Origin of the sequence: Streptomyces monticola (assembly GCF_042665355.1) — a bacterium.
Classification (GTDB): Bacteria; Actinomycetota; Actinomycetes; order Streptomycetales; family Streptomycetaceae; genus Streptomyces; species Streptomyces monticola.
The window spans coordinates 143,740-168,089 of the sequence record NZ_JBHTCF010000018.1 but is presented as its reverse complement, the minus strand read 5'-3'; the positions used below and the strand labels follow the sequence as shown (position 1 = coordinate 168,089).

The 24,350-nt window shown below is 70.4% G+C and carries 23 protein-coding genes and 1 pseudogene; 21 read left to right on the top strand and 3 right to left on the bottom strand.

Annotation, left to right across the window (positions count from 1 at the left end; genetic code table 11):
* Positions 1 to 364 precede the first annotated feature (364 nt).
* The 10 genes from ACFQVC_RS32870 to ACFQVC_RS32825 all read left to right on the top strand — a co-directional run bounded on the left by ACFQVC_RS32870 (position 365) and on the right by ACFQVC_RS32825 (position 13,168).
* Positions 365 to 1,294, top strand: coding sequence for a conjugal transfer protein (locus ACFQVC_RS32870; protein ID WP_381837482.1), 930 nt, complete (start codon positions 365 to 367; stop codon positions 1,292 to 1,294).
* Positions 1,291 to 1,608: a hypothetical protein gene (locus ACFQVC_RS32865; RefSeq protein ID WP_381837480.1), complete on the top strand. Its 318-nt coding sequence runs from the start codon at positions 1,291 to 1,293 to the stop codon at positions 1,606 to 1,608. The genes ACFQVC_RS32870 and ACFQVC_RS32865 overlap by 4 nt, the downstream gene beginning before the upstream one ends.
* On the top strand, positions 1,605 to 2,204 hold the full coding sequence (locus tag ACFQVC_RS32860) for a hypothetical protein (protein WP_381837478.1): 600 nt from the start codon (positions 1,605 to 1,607) through the stop codon (positions 2,202 to 2,204). The genes ACFQVC_RS32865 and ACFQVC_RS32860 overlap by 4 nt, the downstream gene beginning before the upstream one ends.
* Positions 2,201 to 4,921, top strand: coding sequence for an ATP-binding protein (locus ACFQVC_RS32855; protein WP_381837476.1), 2,721 nt, complete (start codon positions 2,201 to 2,203; stop codon positions 4,919 to 4,921). Before ACFQVC_RS32860 ends, ACFQVC_RS32855 begins: the two co-directional genes overlap by 4 nt.
* Complete coding sequence (locus ACFQVC_RS32850) at positions 4,918 to 5,274, top strand: hypothetical protein (RefSeq protein WP_381837474.1); 357 nt, start codon at positions 4,918 to 4,920, stop codon at positions 5,272 to 5,274. The genes ACFQVC_RS32855 and ACFQVC_RS32850 overlap by 4 nt, the downstream gene beginning before the upstream one ends.
* Positions 5,274 to 7,874, top strand: coding sequence for a hypothetical protein (locus ACFQVC_RS32845; protein WP_381837472.1), 2,601 nt, complete (start codon positions 5,274 to 5,276; stop codon positions 7,872 to 7,874). Before ACFQVC_RS32850 ends, ACFQVC_RS32845 begins: the two co-directional genes overlap by 1 nt.
* A gap of 56 nt (positions 7,875 to 7,930) precedes the next feature.
* Positions 7,931 to 9,031 carry a C40 family peptidase gene (locus ACFQVC_RS32840; RefSeq protein ID WP_381837574.1) on the top strand — a complete coding sequence of 367 codons (1,101 nt, stop codon included), beginning with the start codon at positions 7,931 to 7,933 and terminating at the stop codon, positions 9,029 to 9,031.
* Positions 9,032 to 9,318: 287 nt separating this feature from the next.
* Entirely contained in the window at positions 9,319 to 9,639 is a 321-nt protein-coding gene (locus ACFQVC_RS32835) for a hypothetical protein (RefSeq protein WP_381837470.1), read from the top strand.
* Positions 9,615 to 12,248, top strand: coding sequence for a type IV secretory system conjugative DNA transfer family protein (locus tag ACFQVC_RS32830; RefSeq protein ID WP_381837468.1), 2,634 nt, complete (start codon positions 9,615 to 9,617; stop codon positions 12,246 to 12,248). Before ACFQVC_RS32835 ends, ACFQVC_RS32830 begins: the two co-directional genes overlap by 25 nt.
* Positions 12,245 to 13,168, top strand: a complete 924-nt coding sequence (locus ACFQVC_RS32825; protein ID WP_381837466.1) for a replication-relaxation family protein — start codon at positions 12,245 to 12,247, stop codon at positions 13,166 to 13,168. The genes ACFQVC_RS32830 and ACFQVC_RS32825 overlap by 4 nt, the downstream gene beginning before the upstream one ends.
* A 279-nt stretch (positions 13,169 to 13,447) precedes the next feature.
* Here ACFQVC_RS32825 and ACFQVC_RS32820 read toward each other — a convergent pair whose 3' ends face one another.
* The 3 genes from ACFQVC_RS32820 to ACFQVC_RS32810 form a co-directional block, all read right to left on the bottom strand.
* Positions 13,448 to 14,761: a serine/threonine-protein kinase gene (locus ACFQVC_RS32820; RefSeq protein WP_381837464.1), complete on the bottom strand. Its 1,314-nt coding sequence runs from the start codon at positions 14,759 to 14,761 to the stop codon at positions 13,448 to 13,450.
* Positions 14,762 to 14,858: 97 nt separating this feature from the next.
* Positions 14,859 to 15,185 (bottom strand): hypothetical protein, encoded by a 327-nt coding sequence (locus tag ACFQVC_RS32815; protein ID WP_381837462.1) that lies wholly within the window; start codon positions 15,183 to 15,185, stop codon positions 14,859 to 14,861.
* A 411-nt stretch (positions 15,186 to 15,596) separates the two neighbouring features.
* The gene (locus ACFQVC_RS32810; RefSeq protein ID WP_381837460.1) at positions 15,597 to 16,145 is read right to left on the bottom strand and encodes a flavoprotein; all 549 of its coding nucleotides are present in this window, start codon (positions 16,143 to 16,145) and stop codon (positions 15,597 to 15,599) included.
* A 116-nt stretch (positions 16,146 to 16,261) separates the two neighbouring features.
* Here ACFQVC_RS32810 and ACFQVC_RS32805 point away from each other — a divergent pair, with 116 nt between their 5' ends.
* The 11 genes and pseudogenes from ACFQVC_RS32805 (at position 16,262) to ACFQVC_RS32755 (ending at position 23,555) form a co-directional block, all read left to right on the top strand.
* A complete protein-coding gene (locus ACFQVC_RS32805) occupies positions 16,262 to 17,449 on the top strand; it encodes a helix-turn-helix domain-containing protein (RefSeq protein ID WP_381837458.1) in 1,188 nt (395 codons plus the stop codon).
* 146 nt (positions 17,450 to 17,595) lie between these two features.
* Entirely contained in the window at positions 17,596 to 17,997 is a 402-nt protein-coding gene (locus ACFQVC_RS32800; protein ID WP_381837456.1) for an ATP-binding protein, read from the top strand.
* Positions 17,994 to 18,470 (top strand): hypothetical protein, encoded by a 477-nt coding sequence (locus ACFQVC_RS32795; RefSeq protein ID WP_381837454.1) that lies wholly within the window; start codon positions 17,994 to 17,996, stop codon positions 18,468 to 18,470. Before ACFQVC_RS32800 ends, ACFQVC_RS32795 begins: the two co-directional genes overlap by 4 nt.
* Positions 18,471 to 18,605: 135 nt before the next feature.
* Entirely contained in the window at positions 18,606 to 18,851 is a 246-nt protein-coding gene (locus tag ACFQVC_RS32790) for a hypothetical protein (protein ID WP_381837452.1), read from the top strand.
* Positions 18,852 to 18,946: 95 nt separating this feature from the next.
* Positions 18,947 to 19,075, top strand: coding sequence for a lasso RiPP family leader peptide-containing protein (locus ACFQVC_RS32785; RefSeq protein WP_381837450.1), 129 nt, complete (start codon positions 18,947 to 18,949; stop codon positions 19,073 to 19,075).
* A gap of 46 nt (positions 19,076 to 19,121) precedes the next feature.
* Positions 19,122 to 19,253 (top strand): lasso RiPP family leader peptide-containing protein, encoded by a 132-nt coding sequence (locus ACFQVC_RS32780; protein WP_381837448.1) that lies wholly within the window; start codon positions 19,122 to 19,124, stop codon positions 19,251 to 19,253.
* A gap of 37 nt (positions 19,254 to 19,290) precedes the next feature.
* Positions 19,291 to 21,048, top strand: a complete 1,758-nt coding sequence (locus ACFQVC_RS32775; RefSeq protein ID WP_381837446.1) for an albusnodin/ikarugamycin family macrolactam cyclase — start codon at positions 19,291 to 19,293, stop codon at positions 21,046 to 21,048.
* The gene (locus tag ACFQVC_RS32770; protein ID WP_381837444.1) at positions 21,041 to 21,334 is read left to right on the top strand and encodes a PqqD family peptide modification chaperone; all 294 of its coding nucleotides are present in this window, start codon (positions 21,041 to 21,043) and stop codon (positions 21,332 to 21,334) included. The genes ACFQVC_RS32775 and ACFQVC_RS32770 overlap by 8 nt, the downstream gene beginning before the upstream one ends.
* On the top strand, positions 21,331 to 21,750 hold the full coding sequence (locus ACFQVC_RS32765) for a lasso peptide biosynthesis B2 protein (RefSeq protein ID WP_381837442.1): 420 nt from the start codon (positions 21,331 to 21,333) through the stop codon (positions 21,748 to 21,750). Before ACFQVC_RS32770 ends, ACFQVC_RS32765 begins: the two co-directional genes overlap by 4 nt.
* A 13-nt stretch (positions 21,751 to 21,763) precedes the next feature.
* Positions 21,764 to 22,771 carry a protein-L-isoaspartate O-methyltransferase family protein gene (locus ACFQVC_RS32760; RefSeq protein WP_381837440.1) on the top strand — a complete coding sequence of 336 codons (1,008 nt, stop codon included), beginning with the start codon at positions 21,764 to 21,766 and terminating at the stop codon, positions 22,769 to 22,771.
* Between the two features lie 312 nt (positions 22,772 to 23,083).
* Positions 23,084 to 23,555: pseudogene (locus tag ACFQVC_RS32755) on the top strand (hypothetical protein).
* Positions 23,556 to 24,350: the final 795 nt, after the last annotated feature.

Genomic DNA, 24,350 nt, shown 5'->3' with positions numbered 1-24,350 from the left:
GTTAGTCCGGCTGCGCAGCCGGCATCCCGCCGTGATCCGTCGGCTGCGCACCCGGCAAGCGCAGTCGTCGCGAGGTGGCTGCCCATGCCGGGTGCGCACGGGTTCGTTGCGCACCGGCAGCGCCTGCCCCGGGGCCTGTCGGATCCGGTGATAGAGGCGCTGATGTGCCGATGGGCCCGCAGCGCCCTGCTCGGGTGGCGGCCCTGAGGCGTGGTCGGGTCTGTGGTCGGGCCGACCGCAGACCCGACCACGGGATTCGTAACCGGGTTGAGATCCTGGTCGGGGGTTCATGGTTGGGGTTCCGGTCCGGGCCGGCGGATTTTCTCGAGATCAGCAACATCCGTTCCTGACCTGGGAGTTCGCGATGCCTCCAGAGACGAAGGCCCCGAGTGGCGCCGCGCCGCCCGCGGCGGCCGGGGTGGTGCTGCGGCAGATGCACCGCCGGGTCCGATGGGTCCGTCTGGGTGTCTGGGCGGCGCTCGCGGCCGGCCCGGCTGCTCTCACCCTGTGGGCCCTGACGCCGCCCACGGCCGTCGAGGCCTTGGCCCCGTCCGCCCCGGCACGTGCCCCCGCGCCCCGGGCTGTTCACGATCCGCGCGGCTATGCCGAAGTGTTCACCGCGGCGTGGCTGCGCAGTGACGGTGATACGCCCGAGGCTGCGCAGTCGCGGCTTGCCCAGTCGATGGCCCCGTCGGTTCCGCTTCCGGAGCCGACTGCGCAGGCGCAGTCGGCGCAGTCGGTATCCGCGGTGCGCAGTGCGCAGCGCGGTGGTGGCCGGTGGGTGGTGACGGTGGCTGCGCAGTACGCGGACGGGACGGTGCGCTACTTCTCTGTCCCCGTCACCGTGGGCGAGGGCGGGGCGTCGTTCGCGGTGGAGCGGGCGCCCGGGCAGTTGGCCGCTCCTGCGGCGGCGGACGTGCCCGAGACCGGCTATCGGGTGGAGCTGTCCGGTGAGGGTGAACTCGCCTTGACCGTGGCCGAGTTCCTCACCGCTTATCTCGCCGGCGATGGTCAGGTGGCGCGCTACCTCGCCCCAGGTGTGCGGCTGCGGGCGGTGACGCCGGCGCCCTACACCGCCGTTGAGATCGAGCAGGCCCGCGCGGACTCCGAGAAGGCCATGGCCGAGGCGGTGCCGGGTGACGGCACCCGGGTGCGGGTGCTGGTGCAGGTGACGGCGAAGGACGCGGCCGGGCGGTGGCCGTTGGCGTACGAGCTGACGCTCGCGGCCCGTGCCGGGCGCTGGGAAGTCGCCGCGCTGGAATCCGGGGCGGCTGCGCAGGAGGGACGGTCATGAACCGGAGCGTGCTGGCCGGTGAATTGGACGATCTCGGCACCTCTCTCATCGACATGCTCAAGGACTGGGGCACCAAGGGTTTGGTGGCCGCGCTGATCGTGATTGTCGTGGTGGAGACGATCCGCCGGTTCTCCATCAAGGCAGGTATCGCCGCCCTGCTGCTCATGGTTATCGCGCTGGGCATCTACAACGCGCGCGAGGACCTCGCGGGCATGTTCGAGGACGAGATCAAGAACCCCAAGTCCGCCCCCGCCCCGCGCGCTCTCCTCGCCACGCGCCCTGCGGACGGCCCCGGCACGGGAGGGGTGCAATGAGCGCGCAGCCCTCGCAGCGGGTCGGGCGCTACTACACCGCGGCCCGACGCCACCCTTGGGTGCTGGGGAAGATCGGCGACGTCCGGCTGTGGCTGGGTCCCTACAACGCGACGCAGATTGCCGTGGCCGTGCTCGGCGCACTCGTCCTGATCAACACCGTGGCGTTGTGGTCGGCGCTCGGCCCGATCCCGCTGGCGGGCTGGGCGCTCGCGGTGTGGACGGTACGCCGCCCAAAGATTGCCGGACGCTCACCGCTGGCCCTGGTGACCGGATGGCTGATGCTGCTCGGCAAGCCGGAAGGCGGCCGGATCGGCGGCCGGCCCGCACGCGACAAAGCGGCACGCGCGCTGGTGGGCGGCTTCGTCATCGAGGACCTCCCGCAGATGCGGGCCGCCGCGCCCGCTTCCGCTCACCTACGCCGGACCCGCAAGCCGAACGCTGCTCCCTCACCCGGCACACCCGTGAAGCGGAAACAGCCCTGTGGCCGCCGCATGTCGAAGGCGCGGACTGCGGCTCCTGATCCGGCGGTGGCTCTGTCGTCGGTGCAGCTGCTGCTCGCCCGCAGCGCGGCCGTCGAGGAAGGGCGGCGGTCATGAGAGTGCCGATCCGGCATCTGGCCGGGCACCTGCTGTGGTCGACGCACGGCACGGTGTGGGCGATCTACCGCCTCAACCCCGGGCCCGACGAGAACGGCCACGTCGAGGAGACCGTGGTGGGCACGTACGTGCCTGCAGCGGTGCGCGAGGAACTCCTGGGCCGCATCACGCATTTGGTGCGCTCCCTGTCCGGCGCCCCGCGCCTGTACGGACTATGCGCCCAGGTCGACCCCGGTGAGATCGCCTGGCGGATGGTCGACGGCGTCGACCCCGACACCGCTTCGGCCGGCCGTACGCAGGAGCCGCACCCCTGGGTGGAGACCGTCGAAGCGGCCCTGGATCTGCTGGACGGGCAGGAGATGCACCGCCGCACCCTGTGGCTGGCCGTGCCGCTGCACACCGACGGCTCCACGCGGAACATCTCGCAGACCGCCGGAGCATTGTGGGCGGAGCTGTCGGAGAGTCTGGGACTGCGCCCGGCGCCGGTCTCGCGCACCGAGGTGGACGACTACCGGGACCAGGCCGCCCGGGTCGAGGCCCAGGTGGGCGGATCCGTAGCGCTGCGCCCGGCACGCCCGGCCGAGGTCGTCTGGATGCTCCAGCACGCCGTCTCCCGCGGACTGGCGGAGCCACTGCTCGCCGAAGCCGAAACGAGTAAGGCCTACGGCGGGGATATACACAACGGCCGACTGCGCTCCCCCAGCTACGCCGACCTCGGGCAAGTCCGCCTCGCCGAAGGCGGCAAGCCCTCCGCCGCCAGCGAGAGCGCCGCCCCGTCGAAGGAACATGCAGCACGACCTTGGTGGCGCCGCGGGCAGACCTCACCCCTGGCACGGCGCTGGCTGCAGGTCGAAACCGACGCCGGCAGCGGCTACCAGGCCCATCTCGCGCTCGCGGAATGCCCGCCTGCCATCGCGGCCGACAGCGCCGATCTCCTGGCTCAACTGGAGTCGCTGGCCTTTCCGGTGGACTTCTGCGTGGATCTCTCCCTTGTTGAGTCGGAGAAGGCCAAGGCGCAGATCCAGCGCAAGCGCACCGAACTCGTCGACCAGGCCGACCAGTACGACGCCCGCCCCACCGGCATGCCCGCCTCCCTGCTCAAAGCCGCGCAGGACCTGGGCGAGCTGGATCAGCGGCTCTCCAGGTCCTCGGTCGAGGTCGAGGTGCAGTCGGTGACCACGCTGACTGTGTGGGGCGCCACCACGCAGTTGTGTGATGTCAGGGCCCGGGCCCTGGCTGCGCTGCTGAAGAAGGCGGACTACCGGGCGGTGCGCCCGGCCGGACTGCAGGAAGCCCTGTTCGCCCTCGGCCTGCCCGGCACGGTGCGGCCGGGCGTGCTGCGGGAGTTCGTCCAGCACCAGGTCTCCGAGGACTGGGCGCTCTTGGGCGCGTTCACCGCCTGCGAGGCCGGCGACCCCACAGGGATGTTCATCGGCATCGATATGGACTGCGGCACCACCCGCCCGGTCCTGGTCAATCTTGCTGATGCCCCCAAGGCGGACACCTCCGCGAGCTTCGGGATCGTCGGCGATCCCGGTGCGGGCAAGTCCGTGATGGAGAAGCTGCTGACCCAGTCGGTCGTGGACCGCGGGGAGCGGGCCATCTGTGTCGACCGCACCCCGCTCAAGGAGTGGGCGCACTTCGCCCGTACCGCGGCGCAGGATCGCTGCCAGATCATCGACGTCGCCACCGCAGAGTTGTCCATCGACCCGCTGCGTATCTTCGCCGGGCACCCGCAGGCGGCGCACTACGCGCTCAGCTACCTCACCCTGCAGTTGGGCATCGGGCCCATGACGGTCCAGGGCGGCGTTCTGCACCGCGCCGTGCAGCAGGCCGCCGCCCACACCCAGCCGTCCATGCGGCAAGTCGTCGTCGCCCTCGAGGAGATGACCGCTGCGGGCGGCACCCAGGGCGACACCGCCGCAGGTTTGGTGAACCTGCTGCAGATCGTGGCCACCAACCCGCTCGCCGCTATGGTCTTCGATCCCGCCCTGCCGGTGGTGCAGCTGGACGACAACCGCACCTCGGACATGATCGTGTTCACCACGGCCGGGCTCACCCTGCCCCCGGAAGAGGCCTTCGGCAACGACGAAATCCTGCGCCGGCAACCGCTGGAAGCCCTGATCGGCCGGGCGGTGCTGTATCTGATCGCTGCCATCGCCCGACAGACCGCCTTCGCCGACGCGGACCGTTTCTGCGCCCTGGCGGTGGACGAGCTGTGGTGGCTGACCAGCTCTGCCGAAGGCACCGCGCTGGTCAGTGAGTTTCTGCACGACGGCCGCAAGCACGGCGCCGGCCTGATCGCCGGAGCCCAGGTAGACGAGGAGCTCGGGCCCGACCGCGGCCTGTTCGCCTACCGCGCCCTGGGCCGCACCGCCGACCGCGAACACGCCGCCGGCGGCTTGCGGTTCATCGGCCTGGACCCTGCCGACGAGGAGCTGCTGCGGCTGGTCACCACCCGTCTGTCCCCGCCGCGGCAGAAGGGCCGCGAAGGAGAAGTGCTGCTGACCTGCCCGCGGCAGAACACCGGCCGCGTCAAAGTCATCATCCCCGCCGTCGAACGGATCGCCTCCCGCATCACCACCACCCCCGGCACCCCGCCCGCCCCGACTGGGGCGGAGCGCCCTCGCGGCGCGGAGGACTCCGTGTCCGCCCCGGTCACCGAACCCGCAGGGGCCGAACGCCACGACGAGAACAGGAAACGGACCGTGCGATGAGTACCCGGATATGGGATCGCATCCCACGCGTACGCGTCCTCGCCGCCGCCGTCACGCTCAGTGCCGCGGTCCTGTTCGTCGTGGGCCTGGTCGGCTTCGGCGTTCCGGATGTGTGGTGGCCTCAGACCGGCGAGGCCTTCGCTGCCAGCCTGCACCCCACCTCGCCGCCACGCCACGACGATCCGTGCGATCTCGTGGCCGGCCCGGCCAAGGACTACTGCAACACCGGTGTGGTGCCCGGGGCCGCCCCCGCGCCCAACTTCGACGCGCTGGACGCCTGGATGATCCTGCCGCCCGTCGCCGGTCTGCTGCTCCTTGGCGTCTGGCGCATTAGCTGGGCCAGGCGGCGCTGATGCGGCGCCTCGACCGCAGCAACGTACGCACTCTGGGTACGCTCGCGCTGCTCACGCTGGTGTTTCTGGTGGTGAACACGTCCGTCGCCCAGGCTGCCGACAGCGGGAGCGGAGACTTCCTGTCTCCGTTGAATGTCGACACCTCCGAGGGTGCGCCGGTCAACGGCTACGCGCTGACCGCGGACGGCGGCTCGATCGTCGCCTTCACCTCACAGGCCTGTGCCATGGCTCTCGCAGGGCTGTTCACCCTGGTGCAGGTCCTGGTTGGACTCGCCTGCTGGGCGCTCGAGTTCGCCTTCCGCTTCCCGCTGCTCAAGCTCCTGGCCGACCCGGCGCAAGAGGCCTCCGACGCCTACGAGAACGCGATCGTCGACACCCTCGGCGTCAAAGGGCTGATGCTGACCTGGGCGTTCGTGTTCGGGCTGATCCTGTTCGTGCGCGGCAAGCCCGGCAAAGGCCTCGGAGAGATCGCCCTCACCCTGCTGATCGCCGCGTTCGCGGCGAGTGCGTTTGTGCGGCCCGACTATCTCCTGTCCACCGACGGGCCGCTCGCCAAGTCCCAGCGGGCCGCCGCCGAAGTGTCCCAGCAGACAAGCGACTCCTACGACTGGGGCGGCTCGGCCGTCCTCGACGACGACGCCCGCTGCGCGGGCATGCACGGCCGAGCGCTGGAGCAGTGCCTGAAGAAGTGGGACGCCCAGCCCGTCGAAGCGCATGCGGTGGCCAAGCCGATCCAGGACGCCACCACCAACGCCCTGATCGTCAAGCCGTACATGCTGCTGCAGTACGGCCGCACCCTCGACCCGCATAGGGCGGCCGACCGTAAGGCGTATGCGGTCCATCTCAAGTGGGTCTCCGGCGGCTACTCCCCCGGCAAGAACAAAGACAAGGGGGATGATCCCTGTGACCTGATCGACGGCCCGGCGAAGCAGTACTGCGAGAACGGCAAAGCCGGCGCGGGCGGCGCGCTGCCCGATCTCACTCCGGGCGATGCGCTGCTGGACACTGCCCGGCCCGTCGTCGATGAGGACGACCAGCAATTCGCCGCACTCCTCAAGGACTTGGAGAAGTCCGGTGAGGTCGGCACGGCGTGCGCCGCGTATGCGAAGAAGCCGACCTGGTGGCGGGTGGCCGGCGCGGCACTGCTACTCATCGCCGCCCTGTTGATCTGCGCGATCCTGCTCGCCTCCACCGTGGTGCTGCTGGGTACCCAGGCTGCCGATGCCGGGGCTGCCGCGGGCGGGGTGATCGCGTTCGTGTGGGGGATGCTGCCGGGCCCGAACCGGGCGGCGGTGTGGAAGTGGCTGGCCCTGTTCGCCGTGTCGATCGCAGTGATGTTCGGCGTCAGCATGTTCCTGCCGATCTTCGGCATGGCCATCGACGCTGTCCTGACCGATGGTCCCGACCTCGCGGCCGAGCGGCTGTTAATGCTGGACGTGCTCGCCTTTATGGGCCTGGTCTTCCACCGCTGGATGCTCGCCAAGATCACCAACTTCGGGCGCACCATGGCGATCCGGATGCGGTTCGCGAAGGTCGGCGGCACCCACCTGCCCGGCGACACCTCCGAGATCGGCGCCGCCCTCGCCATGCACTCCGGTGCGGGCTATGGCAGCTTCGCACTCGGCGGCGGACTCCGCGGCCTGATCGGGGCCGGAGGGTTCGGCCTCGGGACCCGCCACCGGCTGTTCGGTCATCTGGCGGCGATGGCGGATGGCGCCGGCATGCCGGTCGACACGCAGCGGATGCTCGGCGACGGCATGGCCGAAGCCGCCCGCGGCCTGGCCCCGCTCGGCCTCGCCGCCGCCGGCGCCCGACTCGGCCTGCGCGGCGCCTGGGGCCTCGCGGTCGGCAAACGCCCCGACGACGCGAAGCTGGAGAAGTGGCGCAAGCCCACCGCCGGCGGCGACACCGGCACCGGCGCGCCCAACAGCCCAGACGTCGCGAGCCCGTTCGCCTACCGGCGCGGCGGGCCGGCCGACCGCTACCGCGACAGCGACGGCACGATCGCCAACCGCAACAGCGGGCAGCTGCTGCACGACCAGAACACCGACCCCACCCTGCTCTCCACCCGCGCCCACAACCACCTCGTACGGCTGCGCGGCTACCGCATCCTGCACCGCACCGGCCGCACCGCCTACAACACCACCTATGGTCTTCCTGCCACCGTGCGCTCCGGCGCCCGGGCTTCCTCGCAGTACAGCCAGGACGCGCGCCAGCAGCTGCGGGTGTGGGGCAACACGGTGCGCGAAGACGGCCGCCAATGGCAGCCCGTCGGACACGGTATCGCCGCCGGAGCCCGCGGAATCCGACGCGGCGTCGACCACGCCGGACAGCGCCTGGACGTCGCCGCCCGCGTGCACGGCCCCGACGCCGCACGGCGCGCCCGCGAAAGCGCCCGGGACAGCGCGGTCACTGCCGGTCTGGTCTTCGGCGGCACGGGCCCGCCCACCACCGCCACCGGCGGCCGCACGACCCACTCACGTCCCGAGGACGCCCGCACCGCCAACCGGCGGCGCATCCTCGACGCGCTCATGCAGGCCCAGCGCGCCTCGATGGACCCACCACCCCGGTGGGGCCGCAGGGACGGTGACGAGGAGTGAGCACATCGCAAACACGTAGGAAGGGCCGCCGCGCCAGGTGGGGGGGTGTGAGCGTGATGCTGCTGTTCGCCGCCGTGTGCTGCGCCGCCCCGCTCACGGGCGCGATCGGCGCCATCACCGCCCTGCAGACACAAGCAGTCGACGACACCGGTCTGGCCGAGGGCAGCAGCGCGGACATCCCGCCGCGGATGCTCGCCGCCTACCAGAAGGCCGCCGCCCGCATGCAACGGCACGTGCCCCGGTGCCGGGGCCTGCAGTGGCCCGTCCTCGCGGGCATCGCGAAGGTCGAATCCAACCACGCCACGGGGCGCTCCATATCCGCGCGCGGCGACATCCGCCCCAAGATCTACGGGGTGCTCCTCAACGGCTCCGGTGTGGGGGGCAACACCACCGTGTTCCCCGACACCGAAGGCGGCCGGTGGGATGGCACCGCGTCGGGTGAACGGGCCGTCGGGCCGTTCCAGTTCATCCCCTCCACCTGGGCTCACGCCGGCAAGGACAACAACGGCGACCAGCAGGCGGACCCGCACAACGCGTACGACGCCGCCCTCGGGGCCGCCGTCTACCTGTGCGGCCGCAGCCGCGACCTGAACAAAACCGGCCAGCTGCGCGCTGCGCTCTTCCAGTACAACCGCTCTGGCGCCTATGTGGACAACGTGCTCGGCTGGATCAACCAGTACCGCGCGGCCGCCAAGGCGCCCGGCCTGTCCTCGGTGCAAGGCAAGGTCCGCACCGTACTCAAGGCGGCCCTGGCGCAGCGGGGTGTGCCCTACTCCTGGGGCGGCGGGAACGCCTCCGGCCCCACCCTCGGGATCTGCTGCTCCCCCAGCGGAAAATCCGGGGCGAACATCCGCGGCTTCGACTGCTCCGGGCTGACCGTCTACGCGTATGCCAAGGTCGGCATCCGCCTGCCCCGTACCGCGGCTGCACAGGCCACACGCGGCCTGCGGATACCGGCCTCCGCGGGCCAAGAGGCCCTCAAGCCCGGTGACCTGGTGTTCTACGCCTACGCGCCGGGACGGGACTCCACCATCCACCACGTCGGGATCTACGCCGGACACGGACAGATGATCAACGCCGCCCGGCCCGGCACAACAGTGCGGCTCGACCCCGTCGACGCCATGCCCGGCTATGCGGGAGGGGCGCGCTTGCTATGAACCCGACACCGTTGACACGCGCCTCTTCTGGCCGGGCCAAGTCCCCGTGGGTTCTGTCCGCCTGCGCCCTCTTCTGCGTCTGCTGGGGCCTCCTCCTGCTCGATGAACCCGCATCCACACCGTCGTCTGCCGGTGGTTACGACTCGCCGGCCGCGCGCTCTGCCGTGCCCGCACGGCGGGGCGTGGCTGCCCCACCGCCCCGGACCGCCTCATCGCGGACGCCGTCAGCACGTAAGGAGCTTGCGCCGCGCGGTGAAGGCCCGGCGGCCGACCCAGCGATCCAGAAGGTGCTGGAAACCAGCTGGCCTGCCGACCTGTCCCGTCGCGACGAACAGGTACTGCGCGCGGCCGGTCGCTCCCGACTGCGGGCCGATGCCACCGGCCGCGGGCGCCGCGAACAGGGCGTGGTGGCCCCGGCGTTCAGCCGCTTTCGGATCCAGGCCGCCATCGCCCGCCGCGGCACGAGGCCGGACCAGGCGGTGGTGCATCTGGTGTGGGCGGGCGCGGACCGCGGCGGCACCTACACCGACGGCCGCATCACCGACCTGCACTTCACCCGCAGCGACACGAAGGGACAGCCCCAATGGGTTCCCACCTCCCGGCTTTGACCAGTCGGCACGACATTCAGGCCGCAGGCTGGAGCCTGGACGTGCTCACGGCCCTGATCGAGGTTCCGTTGTGGATCGCCGAGCACTGGTGGCTGCTGCTCATCACAGTCGCGGTGCTATGGGGCGCAGGGGAGATGACCGTGCGGCATCTGGCGACCAAGGCCTCCATCGAGCGCATGGCTCTGGAGCTGTATCCCTCCCCGCACTTCGACCCCTCGCTGGAGGAGATCTTCAGGCGCGGCGTACAGCTCGCCCGCGCCTCCGGCTCGCTGCCCTGGTGGGCACCCAGGCGCTGCAAGAGCGTACGCATCGCACTGCGCGCGGACGGCACCCGGGCATTCCGCTACCGCATCGAAGGACCCGCCGGCGCCGAAAGCCTCCTGCGCAGCAGTGCGTTCGGGCCCGCGGTACGCACCGAGAAGGCGAAGCCGCTGCGCGACAAGAAGCGCACGCACGTCGTGCGCGCCGAGTTCGTCCTGCGCGGCCGCCCCATCGCAGCCCTGCGCGAGGTACCGCTGGTGCCGGATCCGCTGCAGCCGCTACTCGACGCGGTCGCCGACCTGCGCGCCGACCTCGGCGACCTCGCAGAGATCAGCATCGACCTCCAGAGAGCCCCCAAATGGGCGCTGCGCGGGCGGCGTTGGCAGCTCATGAACGAGGCGCGCCGCCGCGAGCGGCGCGAATCCGAGCGGGCCGCCCGCTGGGTACGCCGGGATGCCGCCCGCGTGGAGGACTCCCTCGCCTTCCAGCTACAGAACTTCTTCACCCCCGGCTGGCGCGGTAGCGGGGAGGGACGGCGGCTGGTGATGCCGCCAGTGCCGCACCGCGTAGACCGCGACCAGGCCCTGGGCAAACTCGCCGAGGACGCCCACCTGGTCCGCGTACAGATCCTGGTGCAGTGCTCCTCCAATATCGAAGGCCGCGCCCAGGCCCGCCTGAGCCAGCTCCTCGCCGGGCTCGATGTGTTCGGCCACCACGCCGAATGGTCGACTCGTATGCGGCAGATCGGACCGGTGCGGATCGGCGCCGACCACTGGCCCTTCCGCCGCAGTTTTGAGGAGCGCTGGACCACCGGTCAATGCCGGCCACCACGCTCCAACTGGGTCCGCCTGGAGGAACTGACCGGACTGCTGAAGCCGCCCACGGTCCACTGCCGCCTGCCGGTCCTCGCCGGCGATTTACCCACCTTCACCTTCGGCAATCCGGAGCTGCTGCTGCAGGGCATCTACCGCACCCCCGACGGGCGCCGGCGCCTGGTCGCCACCCGCGCCGAGCAGACGCTGTTCGAGATCTCGGTCGGCAAGGCCGGCGGCGGCAAGACCGAACGGGCCCTGGCCCAGGCCATCGCCCTGGCACACGCCGGAGGCGGGCTGCTGTTCGTCGACCCACACCGTGACTCCTGGCCCCGCTCCGCGCCCTTCCTCGCCCATCAGCCGATCATGCAGCGCATCGCGCTCATCGATCTCGCCGTCACCGGCCCCAAAGCGCGGGTCAGTTCCTGGAATCCGATCGACATGCGCCACCAGGTGGCCCGCGAAGCAGTCGTCGACGCGGTGGTGGACGGGTTCAGTGCGGCCCTGGGCTGGGAAGACACCGAAGCCCCCAGGGCTCTGACGATCCTGACCGAGGCTCTGACCGTCCTGACGGCCGTCAATCAAGCCGCCTGCCAGGCCGGGCGGCCAGAGGACCAAGCCACGCTGTTTCACATCCGGCTGCTGCTGGTGGACGCCGCCTTCCGCACCGCGGCGCTCGCGGCCGCCTCCGGCAAGCTGGGCGAAGCTTCGCACTCCTGGTGGACAAGCACCTTCCCCACCTTCCCCGCGGAGTCCTACGCGGTGGTCCTCAACCCCCTGGGCCGCCTCGCCCGTAATCCCGTCACCCGCGCGTTTCTGGGCCAGCCTGCCGGCGCCTACAACATCCGCGCCGCCATGGACCAGCAGATGATCGTGTGGGTGTGCACGCCCGGCAACGGCCCCAACGACCGACTCCTACTCGCCCTTGTGGCACGCGACCTGCTGCGCGCCGGCCGCTCACGCACCGACACCCCCGAAAGCCAACGACGCCCGTTCCGGCTCTACTTCGATGAACTGATCACCCTGACCGGGTCTTCGCCGGAGACCTGGGCGGCCATGTTCGAGGACTTCCGCAAATTCAGACTGCGCGTGCACGGCATGACCCAGCTGCTGGCCCGCCTGCCCCGCCCCGTCCAGCTGTCGCTCCTGCAGAACGCCTCCAGCCTCTCCACCACCACCGGCTCCCGCTCCGCCATCACCCCCATCACCAGCGAATGGGGTGACCGCCCCGGCCCCGACGAGATCGTCAACCTCGAACGCTTCAGCCACTACGCCTCCTTCACCGTCGACGGCCGCCGCATCGGCCCGATCCAGATCGAGGGCCCACACCTCGACGACCACCTCGCCCACCTCGCCCATCCCGGCCAGGTGCGCGCGCTCGAACACGCCGCGCTGGCCCGCGCCGAAGCCCACCCAGTAACCGAGGCCGCCGAGCACGCCGAGAGCCAACTAGACCGCGTGCGCGGCTTTCTCACCCGCCACCGGCCCGCCGCTCCGACGACACGGGGCGCCCGGCTCACGAAGGACTACACGTGATCCTCGACAACCACGACCAGACGATCCCGCCCGTAACGCCTGGCCGGGGCACCCCGCCGGAGACGCTGTCGCATCAGATCATCGCGCTGCTGGCCCAGCACCGGATGGCTACCACGGCGCAGATTCACACGCTGCTGCGCCCGGCATCGGTACGCACGACCGTGGCCAATCCCCTGGCCAAGCTGCGGGCCCAGCACCTCATCAACTCAGCGGTCCTGCCCGCCACCAACCGCACCCGGGTCTGGTTCCTCACCGGTGAGGGCGCCCGCGTCTGCCGGGACTGGCCCGAACTGCGCGGCCGCGCCCCGTACCCGATCTCCTCGCACGCCGCCGCGTCCCTGCGCACGGCGCACACCCTGACCGTGCTGCGCGCTCACCTGGCCTTCGCCACCGACGCGCGGCGCCGCGGCGACGAACACGGCTACCTCGACTGGGCCCCGGAGATCACCCACCACCTCGGCGACGGGGAGAAACTCATCGCCGACGCCGTCCTCTACTACATCCTGAACGCCGAAGAGCGACGCTCCAAGCTCCGGGCTTTCGTCGAAGTCGACCGCGCCACCATGACCTCCGAACGCCTCGCCACCAAGCTCATCGACTACGCACGCCTGCACACCTACACCCCCCTGGCGCCCGGACGGCGCGCCAGCGCCCAGGGCCTCGCCCCGGCGTGGCAGCGCTGGTATCCGGTCTTCCCCCGGGTGCTGTTCATCCTCACCGGCGCCGGGCCCCGCACCCTGGCCCACCGCATCGACGACCTGCGCGCCATGGCCACCGAACATCCCCTCGTCGCCGACCTCGCCCACCAGGTCCCCGTCGGCGCTGCGGTACTCGATGACCTCGAAGAGGACGGTCCAACCGGTGCGGTGTGGACACCCCTGGGCCGGAGCGGCGGCCTGTGCGCATGGACCGAACTGTAGATCCGTCCGTTCCACCGCCCTTTCCCGCACTTCTCACGGAGGCCTCCTATGTCCGTACCTGAACGCGCTTCTCCGCCGGCCGACGGGTGGCTCTCTGGCACGCGCAGCGTCGATATCGTCGGCCAAGTGGCCTTCTTGACCGGTGCGTTCACCGGTGAGGACGCTGGCCGGATGCCGTGCGGCGTGCCCCCAACACGAGGTCGCGCTCAAAGGCGGCGGCAGCGTCCTGCTCATCCAGATCGCCGGGCGGGCCCGGCGATGAGGCTGGTGAGTGCGCCCTTAGCGCATATCGGTGATCCGCCGCATCGGGGCGTAGCGCAGCAGAATTCTGCGCTCTTTGGCACGCCGGCCGAAGGCGATGACGGCCTTGGCTCTGGGACCGGGCATGTCCGCCACCTCGACGACCGTGCCGACGCCGAACTCGGCGTGCTCGACCACGTCGCCGACTACGACTTCGTCCAGACGCGGTCCGGGGGCGCGAGCCTTCTCCTGTGCTGCGCGAGCCTGCTCGCGGGCGCGCACCACCTCGGGCCCGACCGGAAAGCCGATCGCCTCTACCGGGCCAGCTGCTCGGTCCGAGGGCGTGGCCTCGGGATTGTCTCCGGTCGACGACCAGGCAGGCTCCGGGGTCTGCTGCGGTTCTGTGTCGGCTCTCGGACCGGAACTGGTCTGCGTGCGGCGCTGCCACCACGCAAGGGCGCTGCCCATCACGGCGGCGTCGGCGCCCGGGTCATCTCCTGCGGGCGGGGTGTGCGTGAGGGCGGCGAGCAATTCTGCGGGTGTAGGGCGCTGTTCGGGCTGCTTGGCCAGGCATTGGGCCACGAGATCGCGCAGCGCGGGGTCGCAGCCGGTCAGGTCGGGGGCGTCGTGGACGACCCGGTAGAGCAGGGCCTGCGCGGTGCCGGTGCCGGTGCCGAAAGGGTTGTGGCCGGTGGCAGCGAAGGTGAGCACGGCGCCGAGGCTGAAGATGTCGCTGGCCGGTCCGACCGGGGCGCCGGTGGCCTGTTCGGGAGACATGAAGGCGGGGGTGCCGATCGTGCTGCCTTGGATGGTGAGCGTCAGCGGAGCGTCGAAGGCTTTGACGATGCCGAAGTCGATGAGCCGCGGACCGTCCCCGGTGATCAGCACGTTGGACGGCTTCAGGTCCCGGTGGACGAGGTGCTGATGGATCGCGGCCAGGGCTTCGGCCAGGCCCGCGCCCAGGCGGCGGACCTCGCCGGGCGCGAGGGGCCCATGCTCGGTGACGACGCGGGCCAGGTCGGGGGCGTCGATGTAGGCCGTGGCCAGCCACGGAACCGGCGCATCCGGGTCGGCGTCGATGACGGCCGCCGTCCAGAACCCGCCGACCCGTTGCGCTGCGGCCACTTCGCGGCGAAAGCGCTCCCGAAACGTGAGGTGGGCGGCAAGTTCCGGCCGGATCGTCTTGACCGCGACGGCGCGGCCGCTGGCCGTGCGGGCGTGGAACACGGTGCCCATGCCTCCATCGCCCAACCGACCGAGAAGCACGAAGGGGCCGATCCGGGGCGGGTCGTCTGGCAGCAACTCCCCCACGTGCAGCCTCCTTACGCTGGCGTCTGAGGCAGCGCCCTTCACCGGCAGAATCGTTCACCCCTGCTTCACGACTGCGCTACCCAGGGACGCCAGGAGCCAGGCAGCGGCCCCTTCATTTCGGTGCTATACCGTCCGTCGGTCACGTTGCTGCTGTCAGCCGTGACGGTTCGACCAGGGTCCACAGCGTCTCACTCTGGTCCCCGTACCAGATCCGTTGCCCGTGCGGACTGACGCTCAGCCCGAAGTCCTCGCGGGCCAGGGCCTTGCCGGGGAAGATGCGAGCCAGGTTCTCGACGGTGTCCCACAGACGGCGCGGTCCACATTGGCGTACCTCTCCGCTGGTTCTGGCGGTGGCCCCGTCGGTGGTCCACAGGCCCACGGCCGTCAGTCGGCCGTCGTCGCGCAAGGAGCATGACTGGTAGTCGGCCAGCGCCAGGGACAGAGGGAACTTGAGGCGATCGAGCACGAACGACATCCAAGCCGACACCAAACCATCAACGACTTCCGTTAATGAGCGACGCACGGTCGTCGGCCACCTTCAAGGGGCGTTTGCCCTGGTCACCGTTGTTCACCAGGCGATCACGGCAAGAATGTGTCCTGCAGGCCCTCACCCGGCCCGGAGAGCGGATGCTGGTTTTGCTCCACGGCCGCAGAGCCGGGCAGATGCTCGATCCGATCAGCACGATCCGAGGGACACAGCACGCTACCCCGACAAGGCCACGGGGACGCTTCGCACCGTGGCGGAGGCCGCGTCGTGGCCGATCGCGCACCCGCTGTGCCGTCGAGGGTCAGGACCGCGCCGGTCTCGAACCGGGCGCGCTCGCTGCCCTGTAGGGGGGTGCGATCAATCGCGCGGGTTCATCGCTCCGAGCTGACGCTAGGCGGGTGGAGGGAAGTGGCGTGCGGCGGCGTCGAGGGCGAGGTGCCAGGGGTAGTCACGGGGGGTTCCGGTGCCGGGCGAGTGCGGGGTGAAGCCGCCTGGTCCGTACAGCACTGTCACGCCGACGCCACGGAGGGCAGCGATGGACTGCTCGAATTGCGGGTGCTTGGTGAAGGCCAGGTTCACGCACGGCATCGTCACCAACGGGATGCCCTTGCCGAGCGCCTCCGCGGCGAAGCCCACCACGAAGTGGTCCGTGATCCCCAGGGCCCACTGGTTGATCGTGTTGAATGTCGCCGGGGCCACCACCGTGACGTCCGCCGGTGGCCACACGTCCGGCTCGCCGGGCAGCTTGTACTCGAAGCGCACCGGGTGCCCCGTCAGCTCCTGGAGCTCGTCCAGCCGGCCGTTCAGCCAGCGGGCGGCAGTCGGGGTAAGGCCGAGGCAGACGTCCCACCCGTCCGCCTGAGCTTTGCGAATCACATCCGCGATGTCGTGGACGGGTGGAGCGGCACAGCCGAACAGATACAGCACGCGCGAAGCCATGCTGTCCATCCCACCACACGAGGACGCCCCACCGGTAAGGCCGGTGGGGGCAAACACATTTCGCGCGCTGCCCGGCGGGGGTACGGTTCCTGTGGCTGCACGGAACGGAGTTCATGGTGCCCGTCTTCGATAATGACCACACGGGTCAGCGCATCGCCGCCTATCGCAAGAAGGCCGGCTTGACGCAGCGCGGCCTGGCGGCCCGCATCCCGTATTCCTACAGCCTGGTCCGCCAGGTCGAGGACGGAAGCCGCACGGCTTCGTCCGGCTACATCGCGGCCGCGGCCGCGGTGCTCTGCGTCGATCCGGCCGTGCTCAAGGGCCAGCCGTACGTGACCGAGCTGCAGCAAGACCAGTTGATGGGCTTGATCCGGCCGATCCGCGAAGCCTTGGACCTGTACGACCTCGGCGGCGACCCCGACGTCACCGTTCGGACACCCGTGCAGCTCATTGCCGCAGCCGACGAGCTGTGCCGCAAAGTCCGCGCGACGAAACTGCACGCCGTCGCCAGCCAGCTGCCGGACGTAATCACCGAGCTCACCGCCGCCGCATACCGCAGCCCGTCGACCTCGTTGTGGCAGGCGCTGGGTTCCACGTACCGTACCGCGCACGACGTGGCCACCAAGCTCGGCTTCCCCGATTTGTCCACGGTCGCCCTGGATCGCATGGGCTGGGCCGCTGACCGTGCCTCAGATCCGCTGCTCGGCGCTGCCCGCCAGTACATGCGGGCGCTGACGTACTTCCGCAGCGGCGAGTGCACCGTCGGCTTCCGGCTCATCGACGCCGGCCGTCGTCACCTTCAGCAGGCCGACCCTCACCAGCGGGACACCCTGGCCGTGAGCGGGCAACTCCACCTCGGCGCCGCCGTGCTCCACGCCCGCGCGGACGATGCAGACGCCGTCACCACGCACCTGACGGAGGCAGAAAACCTCGCCCGTCGTACCGGTGAGGCCGGCGAAGTGTTGTGGATGTCCTTCGGCCCCACCAACGTCAAACTCCACCGCACCTCCACGCTGATCGAGATGCGCAAGTTCGGGGAGGCGGTCGAGCAGTCCCAGGGCCTGGTCTTCCCCACCGCCTGGTCAGCTTCCCGCGTAGCTCACCACCACGTGCACCGCTCGTACGCGCTGATGGAGACCCGCCGCCAAGAGCAGGCCCTCGGCGAGCTGATCACCGCCCGGCGGATCGCCCCCGAGCAAACCCGCTACTACCCGCCGGCACGCGAGACCATCCGCGCCCTGGTCCGGCAGGCTCGCCGCACCCCCGACACTCTCGACCACCTGGCGGCCTGGATCAGCATGTAGCAGTGCCACAAAACTGTGGCAGTTGCCCCCCGGCTGCGCGGACACGCTGGTTTAGACAGCAGTTCACCACGACTCCGGGGGGCGATGTGTACACCTCACGCACCGAGCCGGACACCAGGCAGTCCTCAACGCCGCCACAGGGCTCGGTGGACGTCGCCACGTCGCCGGGGTTGTTGCTCGACAACAGTCCCCAGTCGGTCAAGACCGCCCGAGACCACGTACGCACGTACGTGACGTATCACCTGCCCGAAGCAAGTGAGGACCACGTAGACACGGTTGTCCTGGTCGCGAGCGAACTGGTCACCAACGCCATCCGCTACGGCACCAAGCCCGGCGACCGCGTGCGGCTGGTGCTTGACGCCGACGGCTCCCGCACACGCGTCGAGGTCCATGATCCGGTTCGCCGCCGCCCGCGTCCGCGGCCGGAGTCCGCGAATCGCGATCGCGGACGGGGCCTGGTCATCCTCGACGCTCTGTGCTCCGGCCGATGGGGCGTGGACCCTGTCCCGTTGGGCAAAGCGGTGTGGGCGGAGGTGAGTTCCGTATGACACCGCCGCACACCAGCAACGCACCGGGGCCGGCCTTCGTGGGCCGCCTCGCCGCCGCGACCGGCATTCACCGCGCCGACGCGTACGCAGTGGCCCAACTGTTCATCACGCACCCCAGACCACGCGGCCCGAAGGAGACACGCGACACCGTCGAGGACGGCATGCGCCGCCTCGCCGCCTCGCTCGGCCTCGGCCCCGGCGACCAGGCACCCCCGGTCATCGGCTCGCGTATCACCATCCGCCTCGGCCTCGCCGTGCTCGACTACGGCCACGACTGGTACGTCATGACGGTCCCCGCACCCGCCCGGCCCTGGTTGGACCTGCTCGTTGCCGGTGCACCGTGCCGGGTCTGCCTCACCCTCGCACCCCTGCCGATCACAGCCACCCGGGCGGAGACTGACGCCCACCTCACCGACTGCTACGACCACGGCCTGATCCGTTGGGGCACCACCTACGCCCGCCAGTCTCTCTGAGCGGCTACGCACCCCAAGCTTTGCCCCTCGGCCCAGTCCGCCGACCAGTGACGGCGTTCTCCCGACCAAGCCGCACTGCGGGGGCGGCAGGCCCCACCCACAAGGCACGGACCTCGATGCAATGAAGGAGCCACGATGAGCCTGACCGTCATCGATGTCAGCGATCCCGAGGCGGCGTTCCTCCGATTCCGCGAGCGCATCGAAACGGGAAGCGAGGGCGTATGCGGGAGAGGTCTGTCTCCGGTCTGTGTGCTCGGCGGCGAGCTGGTGTTGCTCCTGTTCGCGGACGTCGTCGAGAGCGTACGCGTCCACGCCCCTACTGAGCTGTTGCCTCCGGGCTTGCCCACCCGGCTGCGGGATGACGGTCTGCATCTCCCGTAGCCGGGCGGGGAGGCCCGTCAGCACGACCACGGTCTCTTCCCCCTGCTCCACCATGATCTGCGCGGGCACCTTACCCGCGCATGAAGGAGGCACTGATGGATGAGCTGCAGAAGGCGGCCCCGGTGTATGAGCCGCCAGAGGTCATCGAGTTGGGCTCCGTGCAGGAGATCACCCTCGGCAAGTACGCCGAGGACTCGCAGGACCAGGGCCGCTACTTCGAGTAGGAACGGCGACTCCGTGAGCAGGCTCGTTCGAGAAGGAGGTGAGGTCATGAAGGACGACGAGGTATCGCGCGACGTCTACGTTGCGCCGCTCTTGGTGCCGTTGGGCGGCGTGGTTGAGGTCACGCTCGGCCACCACGAACAGGGCGAGAAGGACGTCGAGGCCTACTGGCCGACGTGACGTTGCCACGCATCTGGCACGACGCTGCCCTGCCACTGTGGCAGGGCAGCTGTCCGGTCCTCCGAGATGGGAGCAGGACGTGTTTGCAGGGGATGTGACAGGCAGCGGCGAGTGGACGGTTTACGGTCTGCCGGTCCGCCGAGTGCATCAATACGGGGCGCGGCTGTCGGTGTTGGGTGACTGTCTGGCCACCGAGACCGAGCTGCAGCGTGGTCTGACGGCCGCACGGCAGGGCCAGTGGCGTGAGCTGGCCTGCTGGCCGGGCTCGTACTGGTCGGTCGTCGACGAGCCCGAGCGGACCACGGTCATCGGGGACCTCTCGGGTTCGCGACCGGTGTACCTGGCCGCGCAGGGCAGGGCATGGTCGACACGGGCCACGCCGCTGGCCGAGGAGACGGGCGCCGGCATGGACACGGACGCGCTCGCCGCGCGCTTGGTGACGCCCACCGTGCCGGAGGTCGTTCGGGGGCGCACCCCGTATACGGGCATCAGGCGCGTCGAGCCGGGCCGCCTCGTGCACCTGACCGCGCAGGGCGCACACACCGTGCCCTACGAGCAGGACCTGCTGCGGCCGGCGACGAACGCCGACGACACGCTGGCGGAGGCTCTGCTGCTCGGGGTGCGCCGCCGCGTCGCGGCCGTCGACGGGCAGGTGTCCGGGGACTTCTCCGGCGGCATGGACTCCACCAGCATCACGCTGCTGGCGGCCCGCACCACCAACACCCCCATGGTGGGCGTCCTCCTGATCGACGCGGTCAGCAGCAACGGCGACGACGTGCTGCACGCACGCCGCGCAGCCTCCGAGGAGCCGCTCATCCGTCTGTACGAAGTCACCAACCGGCACTGGCTGTTCGACGATCTGGAGCAGGCTCCGGCCACGGATCTCCCGTTCAGTGATGCCTGCCGGTGGGCGACGCGCTTCGGCTACCAACGGGTGGCGCAGTGCGAGGGGAGCAGCCTGCACCTGACAGGCTCGGCCGGTGACCTGCTGCTGTCCTCGCACCCTCGACACCTGGCCGAACTGGCCCGCCGAGGCGAGTGGCGCGAAATGCTGCGGCAGGCAACGGCGTGGGCCCGGATGCGGCATCTGCCGGTCGCCTCGACGATCGCGGCGGTAGCAAGAGCATCACGCCTCAGCCGCCGTGCCGCGCTCGCCCAGCTCGCCAAGACCCTAGGAACCCCTGCCCCTCCCGCGCAACGATCCGATCCCCGGCACGGCCTGGCATGGGCGGCGCAGGGCGGCGCCGCGGCGTGGCTCACGGCGGAGGCGCGCGAGCAGTTGGTGCGCTCCGTGCGTGCGGCGGCCGAGGAAACACCCGCTGTCCCGCCGGGCGCCACCACCCTCATGGGTGAGCTGCACGAGTTCGGGGCGTACGAAGCCGAGTTGAGACAGCAGGTCGCGAGCACCGGGATCACCGTTCATGCCCCGTTCCTCGACAACACCGTGGTCCGCGCCTGCATGGCCTGGCCCTGGTATCGCCGCCAGAACCTGGACGGGCCCAAGCGTCAGCTGGTCATGGCGCTCCAAGGGCTGGTCCCCGACGTCATCCTGGGCCGGGGCAGCAAGAGTGCCTACACCGGCAGCGCGTACGCCGGGCTGCGCCGCAACGCCGACACGGTGCGCGGCCTCGTCGAGGACTCCTGGCTGGCCAAGGCCGGAGTGATCGACCCGAACGTGGCGCGCACCGACACGGCCCGGCTGCTGGCCGGAGCACCGGGACCGTTCGCGGCACTGGAAACGCTGTGCTCGACGGAGCTGTGGATCCGCCAGCACCAGGGGGCGGCGCATGCATGACCTACGACCGGCGCCGTGGGTGCGCGCCACCATCACCGACCGGGGCGGCATGCTGCTCGACCTGCGCGGACGCGGCACCTGGAATCTTCTGAACCCGACCGGGGCCCTGTGGTGGCAGCACCTGACCGACTGCGGCGACTCGGCCAAGGCCGCCGACGCCGTCGCCGAACGTTACGAAGCCGACCCCGAGCGGGTGCGCGGTGACATGCAGGTGTTGGCGTCCGAGCTCCTAGGCCGCGGCTTCCTGGTCGCTGCCCCTTCGCGGAAGCGGAGGTGGCGGCGGTGAGCGTTCCGATGGTCTACCGGCCGGCGGACGGTTCCGGGATCGGACTGCCGCTGCGCGTGGCCGCCCTGGCGCTGCTGGGCCTCGCCGTGGCACTGCAGCGCCTCCTGCCTCTGCGGGCCGTCCTGGCGATCGCCCACACAGTGAAACGACCACGGCGGCCCACCCGCCGCCAGTCCGTCGAGCGGTACGTAACTGCGGCCGCGTGGGCGGGCGACCGGTTCCCTGGCCGCGCCGCCTGCCTCGAACAGTCCCTCACCGCCTACCTGTTGTGTTCCCTGCACGGCTGGAACGTCGACTGGTGCATAGGCTGCCGCTTCGACCCGGCGGCAGCTCATGCCTGGATCGAAGCGGAGCACCAGCCGGTCGGCGAACCCGACGTCCCCGACCGTCCACTCCACACCACCGTGCGCTCCTGAACGGGAAGACCAGATGAACGCCACCCATGCTGACCGTGTTGCCGCCCTCGCCGACCGCATCCCGCCCGCCCTGTACCAGGGAACCGACGGCCAGGCCGTGCGCCCCTGCACCCCGCCCCATGTCACCGAACGACACCTGCGACTCCTCGACGTGCGGGAGGGCATGAAGGTCCTGGAGATCGGCACCGGATCCGGTCTCTCCGCTGCCTGGCTCGCCGAACTCGCGGGCCCCACCGGCCTGGTCACCACCGTGGAGAGCGACCGCGGCCGCTACGAGCGAGCCCGTCACCTGCTCGACCTCCATGATTCCGGGGTGCTGGCCGTGCACGGCGACGGTTTCAAAGGAAGTCTCGACCGCGCCCCGTTCCACCGGATCTTCGCCGGCGCGACCCCCAGCCTGATCCCGGACGCGTGGCTGCACCAGCTGGTGCCCGGCGGCCAGCTCCTCACCGGCGTAAGGATCAGCGGCCTGCCCGGCGCGTACGCGATCGCGTGCGTCACCGTAGGCGATGGCGGGCAGCCCGCAGCGGTCACTGTGCATGCGGGCGGCTACACCCCGATGGACATCCCGCCCCCGTACGGCACGACCATCTCCAACGAAGAAGACGGCGATCACGCCCTCACGGTGACCGGTGACGTCGACGACATCGACCTGAGCAGGTCCTTTGACGCCCTCATGGACCCCGGCTACACGGAGAAGCACGACTGGGCCGACGGCTGGCTCCACCTCAAGAACTGGATCATCGCGTGCAACCCGGACGGCCTCGCGGTGGCCAGCGTGCCCGCCGGCACCGGCGTTGGCGTCGTAAAGGGCAGGCACGCCGCCATCGCGACCGACGAGGGCATCATCACCGACAGCATCAACTCTCCTGCGGCGGAGGAGCTGAACGGCATGATGGCCACGTGGATCGCCGCGGGAGAGCCTGAGACCGAGCGCCTGGCAGCCACGTTGATCCGCCGCGACGCCGGGTGGGCCGTCCTCCTGCAGCTCCCCGCGAACGGCATGGTGACGACCGGTTAGCACTCCAGCAGCGTTTCGCTATCTGGTCTGGTCAGAGCCGCGCAGCGCTCGCCCGGCGTGGCCCTGAGGCAGGGTGCCGTCACGCGCTGGACCGGATCGGACTTGCAGAGTGTCACTTCCTTCAGGGCGACGTACGCGGCGGCGTCGAGCAAGCGCACATGGCCGTTGACGCCGCGGCCCGGACACGGTCCAGCCGGGTCCGGACACAGCTCGGCAACCTGTACCCGCGTACCGTGGGCCACGATGCTCCACGAGCGGTGCCGACGTGCGAGCTAGAATCCGCGACCTACCGTCGAGCTGAGAGGTAGGGCCGTGACGACCATTGCCGTAACCGGACACATGGACCTGACGGAGGACAGTGTCCCTCTGGTGCGTGACGCCCTCGACAGGCTCTTGAAGGGATACGACCCCGGCGAGCTCGTCGGCGTCTCGTGCATCGCAGTGGGTTCTGACTCGCTGTTCGCCGAGGCGGTCCTGGCCGCCGGCGGTCGGCTCGTCGTCGTCCTTCCTTCCAAGGATTACCGGCTGGCCAAGGTCAAGCCCGATCACGCCCAGACCTTCGGCCGGCTCGTCGAGGCTGCCGACGAGGTATGTCCGCGAACCGGCAGGCGTACGAGTCGGCGAACCAGGCGGTCTTGGAGCGGGCCAACCGGCTCATCGCGGTGTGGAAAGGCGCGCCCCCTCGGGCAAGGGCGGCGGCACGGCCCACGTCGTAGTCGAGGCGCGTGAGTTGGGGCTGCCTGTGGATGTCGTGTGGCCGCAAGGCGCTCGGCGCCGCGGCTGACAAGACGACAAACGCCCCACTCTCACCGGTGCTGATCCGGCGAGAGTGGGGCCCAAACGTTCATCGGACGCGTTGCCAGCTGACGGACACTGCGGCAGTGCCGACGAATTGAGGGTGCGGCAGCATCCAGCCCCTCCCCCGAATTATGGAGTTTGGTTCCACGCTCACCGCACCAGCGGCCGGTGCGCTCTCAGCAGTCTGTCCTCGGCGCCATGGCTTGCTGGAGCACGGTCGGGGTTCTGGTCGGGTCGACCAGAACCCCGACCACGGATTTGTGACCGCTTCGTGATGCTGGTCGGCCAGGGATGGTCGATGTTCTGGTCGGGGCAAGCGACTTACCTCGGGTGCGCAAGACGCCGATTTCACACAGGAGTTGAAAATGCGACGCACCACAGAGCCCGCTAGCACCTGCCGAGGACCACGCTGCGGCGGACGCACCGGCACCCACAGGCCCGCGGACGCCCCGCATCGCCTCGCCCAATTCGGCCACGGGCCCGGCCGAGCGACAACTTCTCGCCGTATCAGCGCTGCCACCTCAGACTGATCGTCCTGAGACTTGCCCGGCCCGCCATGCACCGGCATGAGCGCACAGGTCGGACCGGACGCACAGATTTCGCAGGCCGGTGGCACCCATTCCGCTATTGCCCTCACATGCTCGGGACGCTGAGGCCCGGGCATTCACGCTGGATGGGCGCTCGCACGGACCGAGGCGGGATAGCGGCTCGCAGAGCGGCCGGGCGCCCTGCGGCGCGGCCCGCGTGGGTGCGGAATCACCCTTCTCGCGCGCGATGTAGC

Bases quoted from the DNA above. Each gene is read 5' to 3' on its own strand.
- ACFQVC_RS32870 (WP_381837482.1), top strand. From the start codon at position 365: ATGCCTCCAGAGACGAAGGCCCCGAGTGGCGCCGCGCCGCCCGCGGCG.
- ACFQVC_RS32760 (WP_381837440.1), top strand. From the start codon at position 21,764: ATGAACGCCACCCATGCTGACCGTGTTGCCGCCCTCGCCGACCGCATC.
- ACFQVC_RS32855 (WP_381837476.1), top strand. From the start codon at position 2,201: ATGAGAGTGCCGATCCGGCATCTGGCCGGGCACCTGCTGTGGTCGACG.
- ACFQVC_RS32780 (WP_381837448.1), top strand. From the start codon at position 19,122: ATGAAGGACGACGAGGTATCGCGCGACGTCTACGTTGCGCCGCTCTTG.
- ACFQVC_RS32865 (WP_381837480.1), top strand. From the start codon at position 1,291: ATGAACCGGAGCGTGCTGGCCGGTGAATTGGACGATCTCGGCACCTCT.
- ACFQVC_RS32860 (WP_381837478.1), top strand. From the start codon at position 1,605: ATGAGCGCGCAGCCCTCGCAGCGGGTCGGGCGCTACTACACCGCGGCC.
- ACFQVC_RS32785 (WP_381837450.1), top strand. From the start codon at position 18,947: ATGGATGAGCTGCAGAAGGCGGCCCCGGTGTATGAGCCGCCAGAGGTC.
- ACFQVC_RS32845 (WP_381837472.1), top strand. From the start codon at position 5,274: ATGCGGCGCCTCGACCGCAGCAACGTACGCACTCTGGGTACGCTCGCG.
- ACFQVC_RS32850 (WP_381837474.1), top strand. From the start codon at position 4,918: ATGAGTACCCGGATATGGGATCGCATCCCACGCGTACGCGTCCTCGCC.
- ACFQVC_RS32790 (WP_381837452.1), top strand. From the start codon at position 18,606: ATGAGCCTGACCGTCATCGATGTCAGCGATCCCGAGGCGGCGTTCCTC.
- ACFQVC_RS32840 (WP_381837574.1), top strand. From the start codon at position 7,931: ATGCTGCTGTTCGCCGCCGTGTGCTGCGCCGCCCCGCTCACGGGCGCG.
- ACFQVC_RS32770 (WP_381837444.1), top strand. From the start codon at position 21,041: ATGCATGACCTACGACCGGCGCCGTGGGTGCGCGCCACCATCACCGAC.
- ACFQVC_RS32795 (WP_381837454.1), top strand. From the start codon at position 17,994: ATGACACCGCCGCACACCAGCAACGCACCGGGGCCGGCCTTCGTGGGC.
- ACFQVC_RS32830 (WP_381837468.1), top strand. From the start codon at position 9,615: ATGGGTTCCCACCTCCCGGCTTTGACCAGTCGGCACGACATTCAGGCC.
- ACFQVC_RS32810 (WP_381837460.1), bottom strand. From the start codon at position 16,145: ATGGCTTCGCGCGTGCTGTATCTGTTCGGCTGTGCCGCTCCACCCGTC.